This window comes from Streptomyces sp. NPDC007095 (assembly GCF_040634475.1).
Lineage (GTDB): Bacteria > Actinomycetota > Actinomycetes > Streptomycetales > Streptomycetaceae > Streptomyces.
Genome location: NZ_JBEYFS010000035.1, coordinates 1 through 20459, shown reverse-complemented (window position 1 = coordinate 20459; position 20459 = coordinate 1). Strand labels below are relative to the sequence as shown.

General features: G+C 70.6%; 12 protein-coding genes and 1 pseudogene. 10 read left to right on the top strand and 3 right to left on the bottom strand.

Going from position 1 to position 20459, the window contains the following annotated elements:
* Positions 1 to 442 precede the first annotated feature (442 nt).
* The 4 genes from ABZ656_RS14575 (at position 443) to ABZ656_RS14560 (ending at position 7186) form a co-directional block, all read left to right on the top strand.
* Positions 443 to 2062, top strand: coding sequence for a CYTH and CHAD domain-containing protein (locus ABZ656_RS14575; protein WP_360267903.1), 1620 nt, complete (start codon positions 443 to 445; stop codon positions 2060 to 2062).
* An 82-nt stretch (positions 2063 to 2144) separates the two neighbouring features.
* The gene (locus ABZ656_RS14570; RefSeq protein WP_360267900.1) at positions 2145 to 4115 is read left to right on the top strand and encodes a TIGR03960 family B12-binding radical SAM protein; all 1971 of its coding nucleotides are present in this window, start codon (positions 2145 to 2147) and stop codon (positions 4113 to 4115) included.
* Between the two features lie 178 nt (positions 4116 to 4293).
* Positions 4294 to 6930, top strand: coding sequence for an amino acid permease (locus tag ABZ656_RS14565; RefSeq protein ID WP_360267898.1), 2637 nt, complete (start codon positions 4294 to 4296; stop codon positions 6928 to 6930).
* A gap of 121 nt (positions 6931 to 7051) precedes the next feature.
* Positions 7052 to 7186 carry a hypothetical protein gene (locus ABZ656_RS14560; protein ID WP_360267895.1) on the top strand — a complete coding sequence of 45 codons (135 nt, stop codon included), beginning with the start codon at positions 7052 to 7054 and terminating at the stop codon, positions 7184 to 7186.
* A gap of 1025 nt (positions 7187 to 8211) precedes the next feature.
* Here ABZ656_RS14560 and ABZ656_RS14555 read toward each other — a convergent pair.
* From ABZ656_RS14555 to ABZ656_RS14545, 3 genes are all read right to left on the bottom strand, one after another.
* Positions 8212 to 9462 carry a cation:proton antiporter gene (locus ABZ656_RS14555; protein WP_360267893.1) on the bottom strand — a complete coding sequence of 417 codons (1251 nt, stop codon included), beginning with the start codon at positions 9460 to 9462 and terminating at the stop codon, positions 8212 to 8214.
* Between the two features lie 223 nt (positions 9463 to 9685).
* The gene (locus tag ABZ656_RS14550; RefSeq protein ID WP_360267890.1) at positions 9686 to 10576 is read right to left on the bottom strand and encodes a hypothetical protein; all 891 of its coding nucleotides are present in this window, start codon (positions 10574 to 10576) and stop codon (positions 9686 to 9688) included.
* A 146-nt stretch (positions 10577 to 10722) separates the two neighbouring features.
* On the bottom strand, positions 10723 to 11307 hold the full coding sequence (locus ABZ656_RS14545; RefSeq protein WP_168508659.1) for a TerD family protein: 585 nt from the start codon (positions 11305 to 11307) through the stop codon (positions 10723 to 10725).
* 373 nt (positions 11308 to 11680) lie between these two features.
* Between ABZ656_RS14545 and ABZ656_RS14540 the strand changes: the two genes are divergently transcribed.
* From ABZ656_RS14540 to obgE, 6 genes and pseudogenes are all read left to right on the top strand, one after another.
* A complete protein-coding gene (locus ABZ656_RS14540; RefSeq protein ID WP_360267887.1) occupies positions 11681 to 12877 on the top strand; it encodes a hypothetical protein in 1197 nt (398 codons plus the stop codon).
* Between the two features lie 48 nt (positions 12878 to 12925).
* Entirely contained in the window at positions 12926 to 13702 is a 777-nt protein-coding gene (locus tag ABZ656_RS14535) for a TIGR03936 family radical SAM-associated protein (protein WP_360267884.1), read from the top strand.
* Between the two features lie 261 nt (positions 13703 to 13963).
* A pseudogene (locus ABZ656_RS14530) lies at positions 13964 to 17998 on the top strand (Rne/Rng family ribonuclease).
* 260 nt (positions 17999 to 18258) lie between these two features.
* Positions 18259 to 18579, top strand: coding sequence for a 50S ribosomal protein L21 (gene rplU / locus ABZ656_RS14525; RefSeq protein ID WP_006374708.1), 321 nt, complete (start codon positions 18259 to 18261; stop codon positions 18577 to 18579).
* A 14-nt stretch (positions 18580 to 18593) separates the two neighbouring features.
* Positions 18594 to 18848, top strand: a complete 255-nt coding sequence (gene rpmA, locus ABZ656_RS14520; protein WP_028802588.1) for a 50S ribosomal protein L27 — start codon at positions 18594 to 18596, stop codon at positions 18846 to 18848.
* Positions 18849 to 18980: 132 nt separating this feature from the next.
* Positions 18981 to 20441 carry a GTPase ObgE gene (obgE, locus tag ABZ656_RS14515; protein ID WP_360267880.1) on the top strand — a complete coding sequence of 487 codons (1461 nt, stop codon included), beginning with the start codon at positions 18981 to 18983 and terminating at the stop codon, positions 20439 to 20441.
* Positions 20442 to 20459 lie beyond the last annotated feature (18 nt).

Genomic DNA, 20459 nt, shown 5'->3' with positions numbered 1-20459 from the left:
GGTTGGTCGCGCAGTTCCCCGCGCTCCTGAAAGCCCGCGGTTGTCCGGCGTTTGTGAGGGAGCCCGAAGACCGTTGCCCCACCCACCCTGGCCCGCACCCTCGGCCCGTCCGGTGTCTGAGGCCGTGGTCGGGGGCCGTAGCTCACCCGCCCGGCCCGTGTCACTCAGCCCGTCCGGTGTATTGAGGGCGAGGCCGTTCAGGCCGAAGCTGGGGTTCGGGGCGGAGCCTGTGGGGGTCCAGGGGGCGGCAGCCCCCGGTGGGGTGCGGGGGCGAAGCCCCGCGGGGGTGCAGGGGGCGTAGCCCCCGGCGGGGTTGAAGGGGCGGCACCCCTGGGCGTGATGGGAGAGGGCAGGGGCGGCGGGGGCGAGATCCGGTCGTTCCCGGAGGGCCCGGCAGGGGCTGGTACTGCCATCCCGGCCCGACAGCCACTAGATTCAGTTCATGGCGGACACCAAGCGCGAAATCGAGCGAAAGTACGAGGGTCCCCCGGCCGGCGGCGACGCGCCACTCCCGGACCTGACCGACGTCCCGGGAGTCTCCGGGGTCATCGACAAGGGCGTAGCCGAACTGGACGCCACCTACTACGACACGGCCGACCAGCGGCTCGCCACCGCCTCCCTCACCCTCCGCCGCCGCACCGGCGGCGACGACGCGGGCTGGCACCTCAAACTCCCCGTCTCCGAGGGCGTCCGCGACGAAATCCGCGCCCCCCTCTCCGACACCGTCCCCGAAGACCTGACCGCCCTCGTCCGCTCCCGCATCCGCGAGGCCGAACTGGTCCCCGTCGTACGTCTCCTGTCGGCCCGCGACGTCCGCCACCTCGTCGACGCCTCCGGCACCCTCCTCGCCGAGGTCAGCGTCGACCGCGTCCACGCGGAGCGCCTCAGCGGCGGCGCGGGCAGCGCGGAATGGACCGAGATCGAGGTGGAGCTCGCCGACGACGGTGATCCGGCCTTCCTCGACAAGGTCGAGAAGAAGCTCCGCAAGGCGGGCCTCACCCGCTCCGCCTCCGCGTCCAAACTGGCCAAGGCACTCGACGACACGGCCCCCCGGAAGTCCGCAGCGCCGGGGAAGACGGGCAAGGCGGGCAAGGCGGGCAAGGCGGGGAAGGCGGGGAAAGCCGACAAGGTCGCTGACGCGTCGAAGGCGACGGCGACGCCCGCGAGGCCCGAACCCCCCGATTCGGCCCCGCGCACCGCCGGCGACCACGTCCTCGCCTACGTCCGAGCCCAGCGCGACGCGATCGTCGAGCTGGACCCCGCCGTCCGCCGCGACGTGCCCGACTCCGTGCACCGTATGCGCGTCGCCACCCGCCGCCTCCGCAGCACCTTCCGCTCGTACGGCAAGATCCTCGACCGCACCGTCACCGACCCGATCGGCGTCGAGCTGAAGTGGCTCGCCGCCGAGCTGGGCGTCGACCGCGACCAGGAGGTCCTCACCGAGCACCTGACGGCGGCGCTCGACGACCTCCCGTCCGAACTGGTCACGGGCCCCGTCCAGGCCCGTGTGAGCACCTGGTCGGGGGCCCGCCGCTCCGGCTCCAGGCAACGCCTGATCGCCGTACTGGACGGCAAGCGCTACCTGGACCTGCTGACGACGCTGGACACCCTGGTGGCCGGTCCGCCCCTGCGGGAGGCGGCCTCGAAGAAGCCCGAGAAGGTGATCGCCAAGGCCGTACGGAAGGACTTCGAGAAGGTCGCCGGCCTGGTCGGCGAGGCCCTGGAACTGCCGCCCGGCTCCGAGCGCGACCTCGCGATGCACGACGCCCGCAAGAAGGCCAAGCGCACGCGCTACGCGGCCGAGGCGGCCACCCCCGCCCTCGGCGACCCCGCCGCCGACCTGGTCAAGTCGATGAAGTCCCTGCAGACGCTGCTGGGCGACCACCAGGACAGTGTCATGGTCCGCGGGGCCCTGCGGGAGCTGGCGACCGAGGCGCACGAGGCGGGCGAGAACGCGTTCACGTACGGGGTGCTGTACGGCCGCGCGGAGCAGCGCGCGGCAGCGCTGGAGGGGGCGCTGCCGGGGGAGTGGGAGGCGATCGAGGACAAGGGTGCCGTCTGAGGCGTACGGGGGCCGGTCCCGGCCGCGTTAGTCTGGATGGTCACCCCTTGTCAGTACCTCCCAGCTCACGAAGGTTCGCGAGATGCCTGCCGAAGCCGCTGTATCGGTGTTTCCACAGCTCGAAGCTCTGCTCCCGCATGTGCAGAAGCCGATCCAGTACGTCGGTGGAGAGCTCAACTCCACGGTCAAGCCCTGGGAGGCCTGTGACGTCCGCTGGGCGCTGATGTACCCGGACGCGTACGAGGTCGGACTGCCCAACCAGGGCGTCATGATCCTTTACGAGGTACTGAACGAGCGCGAGGGCGTCCTCGCCGAGCGCACGTACAGCGTCTGGCCGGACCTGGAAGCGCTGATGCGTGAGCACCGGGTCCCCCAGTTCACGGTGGACAGCCACCGCCCGGTGAAGGCCTTCGACGTCTTCGGTCTGTCCTTCTCCACGGAGCTGGGCTACACGAACATGCTGACGGCCCTGGACCTGGCCGGGATCCCGCTGGAGTCCAAGGACCGTACGCTCGACGACCCGATCGTCCTGGCCGGCGGCCACGCGGCGTTCAACCCCGAGCCGATCGCCGACTTCATCGACGCGGCGATCATCGGTGACGGCGAGCAGGCCGTGCTCGACATGACGGAGATCATCCGGGCCTGGAAGGCGGAGGGCCGCCCGGGCGGGCGCGAGGAGGTCCTCTTCCGCCTGGCGAAGACGGGCAACGTCTACATCCCGGCGTTCTACGACGTCGAGTACCTCTCCGACGGCCGTATCGCCCGTGTCGTGCCCAACAAGTCGGGCGTGCCGTGGCGTGTGTCCAAGCACACGGTCATGGACCTCGACGAGTGGCCGTACCCCAAGCAGCCGCTGGTCCCCCTGGCCGAGACGGTCCACGAGCGGATGTCGGTGGAGATCTTCCGCGGCTGTACGCGCGGCTGCCGCTTCTGCCAGGCGGGCATGATCACCCGCCCGGTGCGCGAGCGCTCGATCACGGGCATCGGCGAGATGGTGGAGAAGGGCCTGAAGGCGACGGGCTTCGAGGAGGTCGGCCTGCTCTCCCTCTCCTCCGCCGACCACTCGGAGATCGGCGACATCGCCAAGGGCCTGGCCGACCGCTACGAGGAGGACAAGATCGGCCTGTCCCTTCCCTCGACCCGTGTGGACGCCTTCAACGTCGACCTGGCGAACGAGCTGACGAGGAACGGCCGTCGCTCCGGTCTGACCTTCGCGCCGGAGGGCGGCTCCGAGCGCATGCGCAAGGTCATCAACAAGATGGTCTCGGAGGAGGACCTCATCCGGACCGTCTCCACGGCGTACGGCAACGGCTGGCGCCAGGTGAAGCTGTACTTCATGTGCGGCCTGCCGACGGAGACGGACGAGGACGTCCTGCAGATCGCCGACATGGCGATGAACGTGATCGCCGAGGGCCGCAAGGTCTCCGGCCAGAACGACATCCGCTGCACGGTGTCGATCGGCGGCTTCGTCCCCAAGCCGCACACCCCCTTCCAGTGGGCGCCCCAGCTCTCCGCCGAGGAGACGGACGCCCGCCTGGAGAAGCTCCGCGACAAGATCCGCGGCGACAAGAAGTACGGCCGCTCCATCGGCTTCCGCTACCACGACGGCAAGCCCGGCATCGTCGAGGGCCTGCTCTCCCGCGGTGACCGCCGCATCGGCGCCGTCATCCGTGCGGTCTACGAGGACGGCGGCCGCTTCGACGGCTGGCGCGAGCACTTCTCGTACGACCGCTGGATGGCCTGCGCCGAGAAGACCCTCCCCGCCTTCGGCGTGGACGTCGACTGGTACACCACCCGCGAGAAGACCTACGAGGAGGTCCTCCCCTGGGACCACCTCGACTCCGGCCTCGACAAGGACTGGCTCTGGGAGGACTGGCAGGACGCCCTCGACGAGACGGAGGTCGAGGACTGCCGCTGGACCCCGTGCTTCGACTGCGGTGTCTGCCCCCAGATGGACACCAGCATCCAGATCGGCCCGACGGGCAAGAAGCTCCTGCCGCTGACGGTCAAGAACGCCGCACCGGCCCCCGCAGGGAGCGGTCACGCGCACTGAGGTGAGCGAGGGCCTCGATCGGGTGATCGAGGCCCTCGCGGAGCCCAGAGGCGCCTCGGAGATCCACTCAGTGGTGGTGGACTTCCACTCAGTGGTGGAGCGGGTTTGAGTCCGGTCCGGGTCATTCTGCTGTCCCTGCGCTGTTGCGGAGGGGAGTGGCCCGGCGTTGGAATCAAGTGTGAGGCACTTTGGCGGCGCCGAGTCTGTCGACCGCCCCGCTCCCGGGACGGGGTCCGGCCGGAAAGGGCTCAAGAACGACGCCCTGGGCATGTTCTCCTCGGTGGCCATGGGTCTGGCCTCCACCGGCCCGGCGTACAGCCTGGCCGCCACGCTGGGCATCATCGTGGCCGGGGTCGGACTGCAGGCTCCGATCGTCACCATGCTGGCGTTCATCCCGATGCTGCTGGTCGCGTGCGCCTTCCGGGAGCTGAACGCGAGCAACGCCGACTGCGGGACCACCTTCACCTGGGCCACCCGCGCCTTCGGACCGCGCACCGGCTGGATGGGCGGCTGGGGCCTCATCGTCGCCAACATCATCGTCATGGCGAGCCTCGCCGAGGTCGCCGCCGCCTACGGCTTCCGGCTGGTGGGCCTGGACGGACTGGCGGAGAACCGGCTGTGGACCACCGTGGCGGGCATCGCCTGGATCGGCGTGCTGACCGCGATCTGCTACGTCGGCATCGAGTTCTCGGCGGCTGTCCAGCGCTGGCTGCTGTGCCTGGAAGTGGTGATGCTGATCATGTTCGCCGTCGCCGCACTGGTCAGGGTCTACACGAGCCCTCCCTCTACGGCGATCCACGTTTCCGCCTCCTGGTTCAACCCGTTCGAGGTGCCCTCGGCAACGGCCCTGACCTCGGGCATCCTCGCGGGGGTCTTCATCTACTGGGGCTGGGACACCTCATTCGCGGTCAACGAGGAGACCGTCGACAGCACGTGCGTCCCCGGGCGCGCCGCGGTCATGTCCACCGTGCTGCTCCTGATCTTGTACGGACTGGTGTCCACTTCGGCGCAGGCGTTCGCGGGAGTCGGCGCCTCGGGCATCGGGCTGGGCAACACGCACAACTCGGACAATGTGTTCTCCGGACTGGGCGACGCCGTGTTCGGGAGCGACGGCACGGGGCTACTCCTGTCGAGACTGCTGATCCTGATGGTGCTGACCTCCGCTTTGGCCTCCGCCGAGACCACTATCCTGCCCCTGGCCAGGACCGTCTTCTCCATGGCGGTCCACAAGGCCGTCCCTGCCCGGTTCGCCCGGGTCCACCGCAGGTTTCTCACCCCGACCTGGGGAACCGTCGGCATGGGCGCGGTGTCGATCGCCGTGCTGGTCCTGTTGAAGTCGTTCAGCCATAACGTCCTGGCCGACTCGATCGACTCGATCGGTCTCGCGATCGCCTTCCAGTACGGACTGACCGGCTTCGCCTGCGTCTGGTACCACCGCAAGGTCCTCACCCGCAGTGCCAGAGACCTGGTCTTCAAGGGCGTGTTGCCGGGGCTCGGCGGGCTGATCATGCTCCTGTTGTTCCTCTACGCCGCCTTCGTCGTCTACGCGAAACCCGAATACGGCACGACCAGCGTCGACCTGCCGCTGATCGGCAGGACGGGCGGGGTCACCGTCCTGGGCCTGGGCGCCCTGCTGGTCGGTCTCCTGCTGATGCCGCTGGTCACCCGTGGCCATGCCGTGGCCCTCAAACTCCAGCGGAGCCTGCTTCCGGGCCGCCTGCCGTCGTACGCCGCCGTTGACGCGGCGAGCCGCTACCTGCCCGCCGACAGCGGGTCCGGGGTGGGAGGCGACTGGTACGACGTCATCCCCCTGTCGGGCACCCGGGTCGGCCTGGTCGTCGGGGACGTACTGGGTCACGGCCTGCGCGCCGCGGCCACCATGGGCCGCTTGCGCACGGGTGTGCGTGTCCTGGCCCGGCTGGACCTGAGCCCGGACGAGCTCCTGTCCCGCCTGGACGACCTGGTCGAGCAGACCGCGCACGAGCGCGGAGCCGGCCAAGGCCCGGGCAGCCTGAGGCCGCAGGCCGACGAGGCCCTGGGCGTGACCTGCCTGTACGCGGTGTACGACCCCGTCTCGGGGAAGTGCAGTCTGGCGCGGGCCGGGGAGTCGGTGCTGGTGGTCGTCGAACCGCACACGGGTGTCGTCGACCGTCCGGAGCTGCCCCCCGGACCGCCGCTGGGAATCGGTGGCCTGCCGTACCAGAGCATGGATCTGGAGCTCCCGCCGGGCAGTCTCGTCGCCCTCTTCACGGGCGGCCTCCTCCAGGCGGCCGCCGGCCGTGACGCCGGGCTCGCGCAGCTGTCCCAGGTCCTCGCCGACCACCGGGAGTCTCTCGAAAAGCTGTGCGACCGGGCGGTGACCGCCCTGCTGCCCGGGGCCGTGGACGAGGACGCGACGCTGCTCATCGCCCGCACACGCCTGCTCGACCGGAACCAGTTCACCCAGTGGGAACTGCCCCCGGACCCGGCGGCCGTGGCCACCATCCGCACCGCCGTCAGCAAGCAGCTCCGCGACTGGGGGATGGAAGACCTTACTTTCGCCAGCGAGCTCATCGTCAGCGAACTGGTCACCAACGCCATCCGCTATGTCGGCGGCCCGATCCAGGTACGTCTGATCCGGGACCGGAACCTGATCTGCGAAGTCTCCGACACCGGCCACACCACGCCCAATCTGCGGCACGCCGCGAACGACGACGAGGGAGGCCGGGGTCTGTTCATCATCGCCCAGATGACCCACCACTGGGGCACGCGCTACACACCCACCGGCAAGACGATCTGGACCGAGCAGGACCTGCCGCCGGCGAACGGCCAGTAGCACCGCCCGAGGTCCGAACAGGCTGAGCCGACGCCTGTCGGTCACAGAGGCTGCCGCGCTGATCCGAGTCGGCCGTAACGGAAAGGGCAAGATCGCGCGCGGCGTGATCAACTTGCCTGGCATGGGCGGGATCGATGTGGCCAACGGAGTCGTGGGTGCCGTACTCGGGATGCTGTGTGCCGTGCTGTTCCAGCAACCGTTGCAGGACGGCTGGTTCAGCTGCGTACGCGCTCCACCCGCGCGGTGCGCGGCCTGAGGCAACGGGAGGGGTCCGGTCCCGCGTGGAGGACCTTCTCCATAGGCCCTCTGCATACGTCCGCCCTGATCGTCGAAGGGGACTGCGAGTCGTCCATACCCCCCGAAGCGGTCCACGTCCGCGTGCTCGACGCGGAGATCGAGCTGCCCTCGGACATGGACGGCTGGCGGGCCGAGGTCGAGGGGGAGAGTGAGCGTCTGCGGGCGGAGGGGCGGACTCCCTTGTGGAACGGTCCTCGTTACGCGGTCGAGTCGTTCGACGTCTCGCGCACCGCTCTCGAAGAGCAACCCGTGGTCCACCTGAGGCTTCGCCCGACGGACTACTACACCTTTCTCGCCGCTCAGCCGCTCAGCCGCTCAGCCGCTCGACCGCCGACTGGCCGACGGGACAACCCCTCGTTCCCGGTATCTCACGCCGGACGATCCGCTGCGGGCACCCGCGTTTCTGCAGTGCAGCTTCGCTGTGAATGTGGCGGTGGTGACCACCGACGGCCTGCTGGTCGGCAGTCAGCGCAGTGACCGGGTCCGTATGGCCCCGGGTGTCTGGAACTCCTCTGTCGACGAAGGCATGTCACGTCACATCGACTCGTCCGGCAGGAACGCGCCCGACGTACATGCGGTGGCCCGGCGCGGTGTGCGGGAGGAGCTGTCCCTCGAACCCCACGAGTACGCACTCGAGTTGCTTGCCTTTGCGCTGGACGTCGACAAGCGCCACTGGAGCGCCCACTTCTGTGCCAGGCTGAAGGACTTGACCCGAGAAGGCCTGCAAGCGCGTATGAGCCGAGGGGTCGCGGATCGCTGGGAGCATCAGACCATCGATCACGTGCCGTTCCACCCTGCGGCAGTGGTCACGTACATGCTGCGCGCGGACCGGATCCACCGCTGGGCACCTCTTGCGCCCGCCCTCTTCCCCTGGCCCATGTCTATAGCCGCACGCCGGTCGATAGGGCGGAGGCGCAGGTGGTCCGACGTATGCGGTGACTTCGCACACGCTCATGAGGCGCGGCTGGGGGTGGCTGACGGCATTCATGGTCCTCCGGGTGTCATGCCTCGTACGGGCAGATCGGGACCGGCAGGGCCTGCGCCTGTCGTGGCCGACGCTCTCCCGTAGCGCCGGGCGAGCGGAGCGGATGTGAGGCCGTGTGCGAGGACGCTGAGCAGGACGGTGAGGGCGACCACCGGAACGATCGCGGTCGAGGCGGGCGGGTGGAGTTCCTCGACCGCCAGCAGACCGAAGATGATCGACGCCAGCCCGCGAGGGCCGAACCAGCCCACGAACAGGACGGTGTTGCGGTCCAGATCACTCCTGATCAAGGAAACGGCCACCGGCACCATGCGTACCGCCGTCAGGCTCAGGAGCGCGTAGAGGGCCGCCTGCCAGGTGAGATGACCGAAAGCGGCCGGAAGGACAACGGCGCCGAAGAGCAGCCACACCAGTACGGAGAGCAGAGACGCGGACTGCTCGACGAACAACAGCACGCGCCGCGGGGCACCGTGTGTCGATCCGAAACCCAGTCCGGCGACGAAGGAGGCGACAAAGCCGTTGCCGCCGATCGCGAGGGCGGAGGTGTAGCTGAGGAGGGCCAGGGCCAGGATGCTCGGCCCGGCGACGTCCTCGGCCGCCCAGCCCCTCCGCAGAGCGGAGCGCAGCAGCCATCCGGCAGCCGGCCCGAGCGCGGCTCCGTACGCGAGGCCGATGGTCAGTTCCACCACGGCATGGCCGGATGCGTGGACGTCCGAGCCTCCCTCGGCCGCGGCGGCGACCCCGGCCAGGGCGAGCAGCACGACGGGGGTGGCGATGCCGTCGTTGAGGCCGCTCTCCACGTTGATGAGTCGGCGGATCCTCGCGGGCACGATCGGATCGACCATCATCGCGGCGCCGAGCGCGGCGTCCGTCGGAGCGAGTGCGGCCCCGACATACAAGGCGGCCCAGCCCGTGACCCCGGGCAGGACAGCCACCGCCAGCAGCGTGCCGAGGCCGATGCACATCGGCAGACCGAGCAGCAGAAGCCGTGCGTACAGACCGAGTTCAGGCCGCAGCGCCCGGAAGGACAGCCGCGCGGCGTCGGTGAAGAGCACCCCCACCAGTGTGACTTCCGCGAGCCCCCGCACCGTTTCCGGCGAGGGGGCCAGGTCCAGTACGCCGATTCCTTTGGCCAGCAGGAGGCCCAGCAGTACGAACGTCGCCGGAGCGGTGAGTTCGACCCGCGCGATCCGCTGTGAGTACAGACCCCACAGGAACACCAGAAGCAGGACCAGCGAGAGGGTTCCGTTCACTGAGGATCTCCGTGGTCCCGGGGCCCGTCGACAGTGGCCCCAATTCTCGGCTGTGTCGGCATCGTGAGGCCCTTGCGCGAGGGTGGGGCCGCGGGTTTCGCACGAACGGAGGAAGGCACCGACGGCTGACAGCCTTCGGTGCCCGGTGGGGACCGCTGCCCGTGGCAGGCCGATCACGGTGGTCGGCGGCGACGGGCAGAGGTTTCTGGGGTGGAGAGTCCGGCTACTTCGTTGACTCGGCTTCCGTCACGGCGATGGCGAATCCTAGAGCCTTGGCGATGTTCGCGGCCGCGGCCATGACCTTGGCGGTACCCACTATGGGTGCGACGGCGACGAGTACGTCCTGTACCTGCTCCGCGGTCAGATTGGTCTCGATCGCGGGGTCGATGTGGGCCAGATAGGAAACGGGCGGCGCGTCCATGGCCGCGAGGGCGGCGATGCGCGTCAGGATGAGCGTGTCCGCAGGCAACCCGCACCGCTCGACCGAATCGAGTGTCATGGCGGCCAGGGTGTCGAGCACGGGAGTGTCGGATGATGTCGTCATAGCGGCCCTCTCCTGAAGGTGCGGACGCATCCTCGTGGAGAACGAGGGCGTCTGTATCCAGTCCCTTGGACTCAGGCTAGGTGTCCTGTCGGCCCGGGGCATCTGGATCACCTGGGTGGCAAGATGCGATGTAGCCGCAGAGGAAATGATCCGGAGGGGAACATGATTCGGCGTCAGATGGCGCCGGGCCCGCGCAGGAGGGTTCGTCGGAGCCGTCCGGGGCCCGGTCAGTCCTGGCTGCCGGGGCCTGACCGGGGAATCGGTGGCGCGGACGATGGCGGAGTGCGTGCCGAGCATCTCGCCGGTCATGTCCAGGCCGTACGCCCTGCCATGGGGGCCGATGCGGCGTCCTGAGCCGAGGCCGAGGGCGCGTTCGCCCGAGCGCGGCTCGGCCACGGCGGTGGGGTTGCCGCAGCCGAGGGAAGCGGCGACGGCTTCGGCGGGCAGGGCGTCGTGCTCGTCGGCGGCGTAGCGGGTGGAGCCGAAGTTCTCGTCGGCCTCGATCGGCTGGGGGGCCGCCGCGACACGTGGGCCCCGTCCGTGGGCCGCCGAGCCGACGGAGGCGTTCAAGGCGATGGGCGACCCGGTCTGGTTGTTCGAATGCGCCCAGCGGGTCCAGGACGCCAGGCAGCACCCGGCAGTAGCGGGTCTGGGCCTGGGCCTCGACCCAGGCCCAGCGCGGTGGAGAGGGCCTCGTCCTACGTACTGACGGCGAACTACTTGCTGACGGCGAAGCGCATCAGGGCGTGCTCGTCACCCTGCTTGATCTTCCCCGTCACATTGATGACCTCGAGTTTCCAGCTGCCGTCGACACGAACGGCCTTGGCCACGGCGCACCCGTTGTCCTGGGTGAGCAGGCTCGGCCAGATGTCGGCGACCTGCTGAGTGGTGCCGCCGGTCGCGTCGTACACCTTGAAGCTGATGTTGCGGGCCTTCTGGAAGGAACTGCCCTTCTTGAAGGCGGCGGCGATGAACACGATCGTCGTGATGTTGGACGGTATCCGGGCGAACTCGACCGTCAACGTCTCGTCGTCGCCCTCCCCGCGCCCGGTCTGGTTGTCACCGCTGTGGACCAGGGAACCGTTGCCCATGGGGTCGAGCGAGTCGAGGCCCGCCAGGCGCACCGGGTCCGTGCCCTGCATCGCGATGGCGATCAGGTCCAGGTCGGTGCCGGTCTTGCGGCGGAGTACACCCATCACTCCACCGCTGCTGCCCGCGGTGGGATCCCAGGACACTCCGATGGACAGATGGGTGACTCCGTCCAGATCCGCCGGGCCGTCTTCTTTGGTGAGCGTAATCATGCGTGGATCATCCTCTTGGAGGCGGGACTGCGACAGGCAAAGTGTGCATGGAGCTTTCGGTGTTCCCTCGGCAGGGGTCCCTTCATAAGCGGACAAGGGGACACATGAGGGACTGATCGCCGACTAGAGTCGTGTGATCACTGCTGGTTGTGCGGCCGGTGCGGTGGCAGGGCGGATTCCAGAGGGAGTTGGCGAACCACTACCAGGCCCAGGGCGGTTGGGGGCTCGGTGCGGGCGTGCACGTGTGTGTCCAACGGCCGGCCGACGCACGGTAGACCGGGCGGAACGGCGCGACCGCCAGGAGTTTCGACGGGAGCGCAACCGGCCTCAGGGGGTGTGCATCCAGATGGTGCCCTGACGCGTCTACATCGGTATGGATCTGGAAAAGTCGCCTGCTGAGCGACCCGCAGTACCGGCCGAGGGGTGCCTGACGGTCGCGATCCGCCTGCCCGTGCGGATCGTCGTCCTCGTGCTCGTCGTGCCGGTGCGCATGCTGTGGGACGCCCTGGTGGTCGGCGGAGGGTTTCTGCGGGACACCGTGCTGCGCCCCGCGGGGCGGGTGCTCCAGTGGGTGGCGTGGGCTGTGTTCGTCTGGCCGTGGGTGACGCTGTGGCGGTACGTCGTGGTGCCGGCCGGAAAGGCGCTGGCGTGGCTCGGGTACGTCCTGCTCGTCGTGCCCGCCGTGTGGCTGTACGAGACGGTGCTCACACCGGTCGGACACGCGATCGCCTGGGTGGCGCGGGGCGTCGGCGCCGGGCTCATGTGGGTCCTCCGCGGTGTCGGTGCGGGGTTCGCCTGGGTCCTCCGCGGCATCGGCGCCGCAATCGCCTGGGTGTACGCCCGGGTGCTGACGCCCGTCGGGCGGGCCGTCGCCTGGCTGCTCAGGGGCCTCGGGACCGGGTTCGGGGCGGTCGCGTTCGGGGTGTACCGGGTCGTGGCCTGGCTGGTCCGTCATCTGGTCGTCGTACCGGCGCTGTGGTTGTACGAGTGGATCCTCGCTCCCGTCGGACGGGCGATCGCGTGGGTGGCGCGCGGAGCCGGGTGGCTCGTACGGATGATCTTCACCGGGATCGGCGCCGCGCTCTACTGGACCCTGCGCGTCCTGCTCGTGCTGCCCGCGCTCGCCCTGTGGCGCTGGGTGTTCGTGCCGGTCGGACGGGTCCTCGCCGTCGTCGCGCGGGAGGTCGGGGACGCAATCGGGCACGCCTGGCGGGTGGCCGGACACCTCTCGCTCGCCGTCGGCCGGTTCCTCGGACGACTCTTCCGGTGGATCTTCGTGGAGCCCGTGCGCTGGGTGTACCGCAGCGTGCTGACGCCGGTCGGACACGTCGTCCGGGACATGGTCCTGCGGCCCGCCGCCGAGGCCGCGCGCGGCGTGGGCCGGGTGACCCGGCAGGCCCTGGCCACCGCCCGCGAGTCGGCGCGGCAGACCCGCGCCGACATCCGCCGGATGCTCTTCGGCACGCCCCGGGAGCCCGAGCGGGTGCCCCTGGCGAAGCACCGGCGGGAACCGGGAGCCGCCGGGACACGTACTCTAGGTAGCAGTACGACCGCTCTCACGAAGGACTGAACGACACTGGGCAAGCGACAGCCCGAAGGCCCGCCGCCCGCACCCGCGGTGCAGCGCATCCGACTGCGCTACACCAAGCGCGGCCGCCTCCGGTTCACCAGCCACCGTGACTTCCAGCGCGCCTTCGAGCGTGCGTTGCGCCGTGCCGAGGTGCCGATGGCGTACTCGGCGGGGTTCACGCCGCATCCGAAGGTGTCGTACGCCAATGCCGCACCCACCGGCACAGGCAGCGAGGCGGAGTACCTGGAGATCGCGCTCACCCAGACGCGTGACCCTCAGAAGCTGCGTGAGCTCCTCGACGAGTCGATGCCCGTGGGGCTCGACATCATCGAGGCGGTCGAGGCCCGCACGTCGGGTCTCGCCGACCGGCTCACCGCGTCCGTGTGGGAGCTGCGCCTCGACGGCGTGGCGCCCGAGGACGCGGAGCGCGCGGTCGACGCCTTCAAGTCGGCCGCCACTGTGGAAGTCCAGCGCAGGACCAAGAACGGGATGCGCACCTTCGACGCCCGCGGTGCCGTGGCGAGCCTGGAGGCGCACAGTCCGAGGGCTGATAGGCCGACCGACCAGCCCTGTGCGATACTGCGCCTGGTTGTTCGGCACGTGACGCCTGCCGTACGACCCGACGACGTCCTGTCCGGTCTTCGCGCCGTGGCCGACCTGGCGCCGCCGGTCGCCGCAGCGGTGACCAGGCTGGCGCAGGGGCTGTTCGATGAAGAGACCGGCACGGTGACCGACCCGCTCGCGCCCGACCGCGAGGCAGTCATGGCCGCCCCAGCCGATCGCACAGGGGCCGCCGAAACTGCCGCCGCGAAGGCGTCGGCGTAAGGAAGGTCCCGCGTAAGGACGGACGTCGTAGCGCCGCCCTCGGATCCGGGAGCCACCTGGGTCGGGCAGCGCACCGACCAGAAGACTTTCGCCAGGCCGTACGCACACATGGCGTACGGAACCGGCGAGACAGGACACAGAGAGCTCCCGTGCGGCGCCCGCGCCCCGGACGGCGGCACCGCGCATCGCGCGAGCCGCGGACGTCACCGGCACTGCCGGACCAGGCGCGGCGCCCGGGAGCCTGACGGGAGATCCACCCGCATGCTCGAGCCGACCGAACCCACCGAGGGTTCCGACAACAACAACACTCCGAGCGACACCCTGCCGCCGCGGCGCCGCCGCCGTGCGGCGTCGCGTCCGGCCGGCCCGCCCACGGGCGCGGCCGAGTCCGAGTCCGTAGCCGAGACCACGGCTCCGGCCATACCGCCGGTGGCATCCGCCGAGGCCGCTGAGGCCCCCGAGGCTCTTGAGACCGAAGAGACCGAAGAGACGGTGGAGGAGGCGGTGGCTCAGGCCGCTGCCGCCGAGCCGGTCGAGCCCGCCGAGGACGCCGCTCCGCGCCGTACGCGTCGCCGCGCCACCCGCCGGGTGTCCGCGCCCGCCGGTGCGCCGGGGACGGCCGAGGCGGCCCCGGCCGCGGAGACCACCGTGGTGCCCGCGACCACGCCCGCCGAGGTCGAGGCCGAGGCCCAGGTCGAAGAGGCCCCCGCCGTCGAGGAGGAGGCGGCGCCCGCTGCCCGTCCGCGTCGTCGTGCGACCCGTCGCGCCTCCGCGCCGACCGGCGCCCCCAAGGCGGCCGAGACCGCTCAGACCCCCGAGGCTCCTGAGGTCACCGAGACCCCTGAGGCCGTCAGGGAGCCCGTCGAGGCCCAGGCCGAAGAGGCCCCCGCCGCCGAGGACGCCGCACCCCGCCGCACCACCCGTCGTCGCGCCACCCGGCGCGTCTCCGCGCCCGCCGGTGCGCCCGAGGGCGACGCCGCCGACGAGCGTGTGGAGGCGCCCGTGACCAGCGAGACCAGCCCCAGCTAGAGCAAGCCCGCCGCCGAGACCAAGCCCGAGGCCGAGGCCGAGACCACCGAGGACGGCGCCCCGCGCCGCACCCGCCGCCGTGCCACGCGCAAGGCCGCTGTCGGTTTCTCCGCCCCCGCGCCGAAGGAGGCCGAGTCCGCGCGACGGCCCGCGCGTCCGGCCGTCGCCGTGTTCCAGGCGCCCGTGTTCACCGAGCCGATGTTCCAGACGCCGGAGCGGGCTGCCGCCGCGGCTGCCGCCGAGGCGGCGGAAGTGGCCGCCGAGACCGCCGAGACCGTCGAGGCCCCCGCGGCCGAAGAGGTCGTCGAGGCACCCGTGGCCGTCGAGGAGGAGACCGGCGGTCGCCGTCGCCGTCGCCGCCGGACCGTCGAGGAGGCGCCCGCGGCCCCGGCCCCGGCCCCGGAGCCCGTCGACGAGGTGGAGGAGCCCGACGAGTCCGCCGAGGACGTCGAGGACGGCGTCGAGGACGACGAGTCCGAGGAGGAGTCCGCGGGCTCGCGCCGCCGCCGCCGTCGTGGTGGCCGTCGCCGTCGCCGTGGCGAGTCCGCCGAGGCGGACGGTGAGGCCGGTGACGACGAGTACGCCGCCGAGCAGGCCGCGCAGGACGCCGAGGACACCGCCGAGCAGGCCGAGGAGGACGCCGAGGAGGCGGACGAGCGCGACGAGCCGGGCGGTTCCGGCTCCAGCAGCAGCCGTCGCCGCCGTCGCCGTCGCCGTCGCGCCGGTGACTCCGGCCCCGAGGCCGAGCCCGACGAGAACGACCCCGAGCGCACGGTCGTCAAGGTCCGCGAGCCGCGCGGCAAGAAGGACGAGCACCCGTCCGACGAGGTGCAGTCCATCAAGGGCTCGACCCGCCTCGAAGCCAAGAAGCAGCGCCGCCGTGAAGGGCGCGAGCAGGGCCGCCGTCGCGTTCCGATCATCACCGAGGCCGAGTTCCTGGCCCGCCGCGAGGCCGTCGAGCGCGTGATGGTCGTCCGCCAGAGCGGCGAGCGCACCCAGATCGGCGTCCTCGAGGACAACGTGCTCGTCGAGCACTACGTCAACAAGGAGCAGTCGACCTCGTACGTCGGCAACGTCTACCTGGGCAAGGTCCAGAACGTGCTGCCGTCGATGGAGGCCGCCTTCATCGACATCGGCAAGGGCCGCAACGCCGTGCTCTACGCCGGTGAGGTCAACTTCGAGGCGCTCGGCATGGCCAACGGGCCGCGCCGCATCGAGAGCGCGCTGAAGTCCGGCCAGTCGGTCCTCGTGCAGGTCACCAAGGACCCGATCGGTCACAAGGGCGCCCGTCTCACCAGCCAGGTCTCCCTGCCCGGCCGCTACCTGGTCTACGTGCCCGAGGGCTCGATGACCGGCATCAGCCGCAAGCTGCCCGACACCGAGCGCGCGCGCCTGAAGACCATCCTCAAGAAGATCGTCCCCGAGGACGCGGGCGTCATCGTGCGCACCGCCGCCGAGGGCGCGAGCGAGGACGAGCTGCGCCGCGACGTCGAGCGCCTGCAGGCGCAGTGGGAGGACATCCAGAAGAAGGCGAAGAACGGCGGCAGCTCCAACGCGCCGTCCCTGCTGTACGGCGAGCCGGACATGACCGTCCGTGTCGTCCGCGACATCTTCAACGAGGACTTCACCAAGGTCATCGTCAGCGGCGACGAGGCGTGGGAGACCATCCACGGGTACGTGTCCCACGTCGCGCCCGACCTGGCCGACCGCCTCTCGAAGTGGACCTCCGAGGTCGACGTCTTCGCGACGTACCGCATCGACGAGCAGCTGATGAAGGCCCTGGACCGCAAGGTCTGGCTGCCCAGCGGCGGTTCGCTGGTGATCGACAAGACCGAGGCCATGGTCGTGGTCGACGTCAACACCGGCAAGTTCACCGGTCAGGGCGGCAACCTCGAAGAGACCGTGACCAGGAACAACCTGGAGGCGGCCGAGGAGATCGTGCGCCAGCTGCGGCTGCGCGACCTGGGCGGCATCGTCGTCATCGACTTCATCGACATGGTCCTGGAGTCCAACCGGGACCTGGTGCTGCGGCGCCTCCTGGAGTGCCTGGGACGCGACCGTACGAAGCACCAGGTCGCCGAGGTCACCTCGCTGGGCCTGGTCCAGATGACGCGCAAGCGCGTCGGACAGGGCCTCCTGGAGTCCTTCTCCGAGACCTGCGTCCACTGCAACGGCCGTGGCGTGATCGTGCACATGGAGCAGCCGACTTCGGTCGGAGGCGGCGGCAAGCGCAAGAAGCGCGGCCGTGGCGGTGCCGAGCAGGTGCTCGAGCACGACCACGAGCTCGAGCACACGCACGAGATCGCGGAGGAGCCGGAGACGGTCGAGAGCGAGGCCGAGGTGGCCGCCGAGGTCGCCGCGCCCGTCGCACTGGTCGAGCAGGAGTTCCAGCCGGACGAGGAGCTGTACAGCAGCGCCGCCGAGGCGGAGGCCGCGGCTTCCCGTGGCGGTCGTTCGCGGCGCCGGGCGACCCGGCGCGTGTCGGCTCCCGCGGGTGCGCCGAAGGCCGAGGAGCGTGCTCCCCGGGGCCGCCGTGAGGCGCGGGTCGAGCGGACCGAGCGGGCACTGACGTCCCGCGAGGCCGCCGAGTCCGAGCCGGTCGCGGTCGAGGACCCGGTCGTCGAAGCGCCGGTCGCCGAGGCTCCCGAGGTCACGCCGGCTCCTGAGGCCGCTCCGGCCCCCGTGGTCGCCGTACCGGAGGACGAGGCCGCTCCCAAGGGCCGTACGCGTCGTCGTGCCACCCGCAAGGTGTCGGCTCCGGCCGGTTCCCCGAAGGCGACGGAAGAGACCGTGGTGACGGTCACGGAGCCGGTCGCGGCGCCCGTGCCCGAGGCCGCCGCCGAGGTCGTCGAGCCGCAGCCCGAGGCGGTCGCCGAGGCGCCCGCCGAGAGCGCCGCGCCGGCCCGCCCGCGTCGCCGTGCCGTCCGCAAGGCCACCGCGCCCACCGCGTCCGAGGAGGCGGCCGTCGTGGTCGTCCCGTCGGCCTCGGCGGAGTCGGCCGAGGCCCCTGAGGCGCCCGAGACGGCGCCCGAGTCCGACGTCGAGGCCGCGGCCCCGGCCAAGAAGACGGCCGCCCGCAAGACGGCCAAGAAGGCGACGGCGAAGAAGGCCGCCACCAAGAAGACCGCTGCCAAGAAGACGGTCGCCAAGAAGGTCACGGCCAAGAAGGCGACCGCGAAGAAGACGGCCGCCAAGACCACCGCGAAGAAGACCGCGGCGGCCGAGCAGCAGGACCGTTCGACAGTCTCGGCGACCACCGAGGACTGACGCGGAACCGGCGGAGGGCCGACGGAAGTCGGTCCCTCCGCTGCTCCGACAGCATGACGGTGGCCCGGTTTGACCCCTCAAGCCGGGCCCCGTAACCTAGACCGTCGGCGTGTCTCCTGACGCGCCGCACCCCCGTAAACCTCTTCCTCCCGAAATTCTGCGTGTCATGCGTGTTCGCATGACGTGCGCTTCGGGAGAGGCCGCTCGCGCAGCGCGTGGCTGGACTGCGGGGTTCCGTTCCGAGCGAGAGAGAGATCCGCGTGTACGCCATCGTGCGCAGCGGTGGTCGCCAGCACAAGGTTGCTGTCGGCGACATCGTTGAGGTTGACAAGATTTCCACTGCCAAGGTTGGCGACACGGTCGAGCTCTCGACCCTGCTCGTTGTCGACGGCGACGCCGTGACCAGCGACCCGTGGGTCCTTGCCGGCATCAAGGTCCAGGCCGAGATCGTGGACCACCACAAGGGCGTCAAGATCGACATCCTTCGCTACAAGAACAAGACCGGTTACCGCCGTCGTCAGGGCCACCGCCAGCAGTACACGGCGATCAAGGTCACTGAGATCCCCGCGGCTGCGAAGTAAGGGACTGAGGAGAGATGGCACACAAGAAGGGCGCATCGTCCACTCGGAACGGTCGCGACTCCAATGCTCAGCGGCTCGGCGTGAAGCGCTTCGGCGGTCAGGTCGTCAACGCCGGTGAGATCCTGGTCCGCCAGCGCGGCACCCACTTCCACCCGGGCAACGGCGTCGGCCGTGGCAAGGACGACACGCTGTTCGCCCTTGACGCCGGTGCGGTGGAGTTCGGTACCCACCGTGGCCGCAAGGTCGTGAACATCGTTCCGGTCGCCTGACCGGTTCTTTCGCGAGGCGGACCTCACTTCCCGTACGGGAAGCGGGTCCGCCTTTCGCGTGTTTCGAATGGAAGCGGCTCTGTGGCGTACAGGGCTGCGCAGGACTTTCGTACGTAACTGGAGGCACATCCCATGACCACCTTCGTGGACCGCGTCGAGCTGCACGTCGCCGCGGGTAGCGGAGGCCACGGCTGTGCCTCCGTACACCGGGAGAAGTTCAAGCCGCTCGGCGGCCCGGACGGCGGCAACGGCGGCCGGGGCGGTGACGTGTTGCTGGTCGTCGACCAGTCCGTGACCACGCTGCTCGACTACCACCACAAGCCGCACCGCAGCGCCACCAACGGCAAGCCCGGTGAGGGCGGCAACCGCTCCGGCAAGGACGGGCAGGATCTGATCCTGCCGGTGCCGGACGGCACGGTCGTGCTCGACAAGGCGGGCAACGTCCTCGCGGACCTCGTCGGCCACGGCACGTCGTACGTCGCCGCGCAGGGCGGTCGCGGTGGCCTCGGCAACGCGGCGCTGGCCTCGGCCCGCCGCAAGGCGCCCGGCTTCGCACTGCTCGGTGTCCCCGGCGACTTCCAGGACATCGTCCTGGAGCTGAAGACCGTCGCGGACGTGGCCCTCGTCGGCTACCCGAGCGCCGGCAAGTCGTCCCTCATCTCCGTCCTGTCGGCCGCCAAGCCGAAGATCGCGGACTACCCCTTCACGACCCTCGTCCCCAACCTGGGCGTGGTGACGGCGGGCGAGACGGTCTACACGATCGCGGACGTGCCCGGCCTCATCCCCGGCGCCAGCCAGGGCAAGGGCCTCGGCCTCGAGTTCCTCCGCCACGTCGAGCGCTGCAGCGTGCTGGTCCATGTGCTGGACACGGCGACCCTGGAGTCCGAGCGTGACCCGGTCACCGACCTCGACATCATCGAGGAAGAGCTGAAGCAGTACGGCGGCCTCGGCAACCGTCCGCGCATCGTCGTCCTCAACAAGATCGACGTGCCGGACGGCAAGGATCTCGCCGAGATGGTCCGCCCCGACCTGGAGGCCCGCGGCTACCGCGTCTTCGAGGTGTCGGCGGTTGCGCACATGGGCCTGAAGGAGCTGTCCTTCGCGCTCGCCGAGCTGGTCGGCACGGCGCGCGCCGCCAGGCCCAAGGAGGAGGCGACCCGGATCGTCATCCGCCCGAAGGCGGTCGACGACGCAGGCTTCACCGTGGTCCAGGAGGAGGACGGCCTCTACCGCGTGCGCGGTGAGAAGCCCGAACGCTGGGTCCGCCAGACGGACTTCAACAACGACGAGGCCGTCGGTTACCTCGCCGACCGTCTCAACCGCCTCGGCGTCGAGGCGGAGCTGATGAAGGCGGGTGCCCGCTCGGGCGACGGCGTCGCCATCGGCCCCGAGGAGAACGCGGTCGTCTTCGACTGGGAGCCGACCGTCATGGCCGGTGCGGAGATGCTCGGCCGCCGTGGCGAGGACCACCGCCTCGAAGCCCCGCGGCCCGCGGCGCAGCGCCGCCGCGACAAGCCGACCTGGTCCACGACGGCTACCGGCCCGGGCTCGGCGTCATCTGGTTCTACAAGGCGGACCTCGACCCCGCGGTGACCAAGACGATGCCGCGCG

Bases quoted from the DNA above. Each gene is read 5' to 3' on its own strand.
- ABZ656_RS14560 (WP_360267895.1), top strand. From the start codon at position 7,052: ATGGGCGGGATCGATGTGGCCAACGGAGTCGTGGGTGCCGTACTCGGG.
- ABZ656_RS14575 (WP_360267903.1), top strand. From the start codon at position 443: ATGGCGGACACCAAGCGCGAAATCGAGCGAAAGTACGAGGGTCCCCCG.
- ABZ656_RS14570 (WP_360267900.1), top strand. From the start codon at position 2,145: ATGCCTGCCGAAGCCGCTGTATCGGTGTTTCCACAGCTCGAAGCTCTG.
- ABZ656_RS14545 (WP_168508659.1), bottom strand. From the start codon at position 11,307: ATGATTACGCTCACCAAAGAAGACGGCCCGGCGGATCTGGACGGAGTC.
- rpmA (WP_028802588.1), top strand. From the start codon at position 18,594: ATGGCACACAAGAAGGGCGCATCGTCCACTCGGAACGGTCGCGACTCC.
- ABZ656_RS14540 (WP_360267887.1), top strand. From the start codon at position 11,681: ATGGATCTGGAAAAGTCGCCTGCTGAGCGACCCGCAGTACCGGCCGAG.
- obgE (WP_360267880.1), top strand. From the start codon at position 18,981: ATGACCACCTTCGTGGACCGCGTCGAGCTGCACGTCGCCGCGGGTAGC.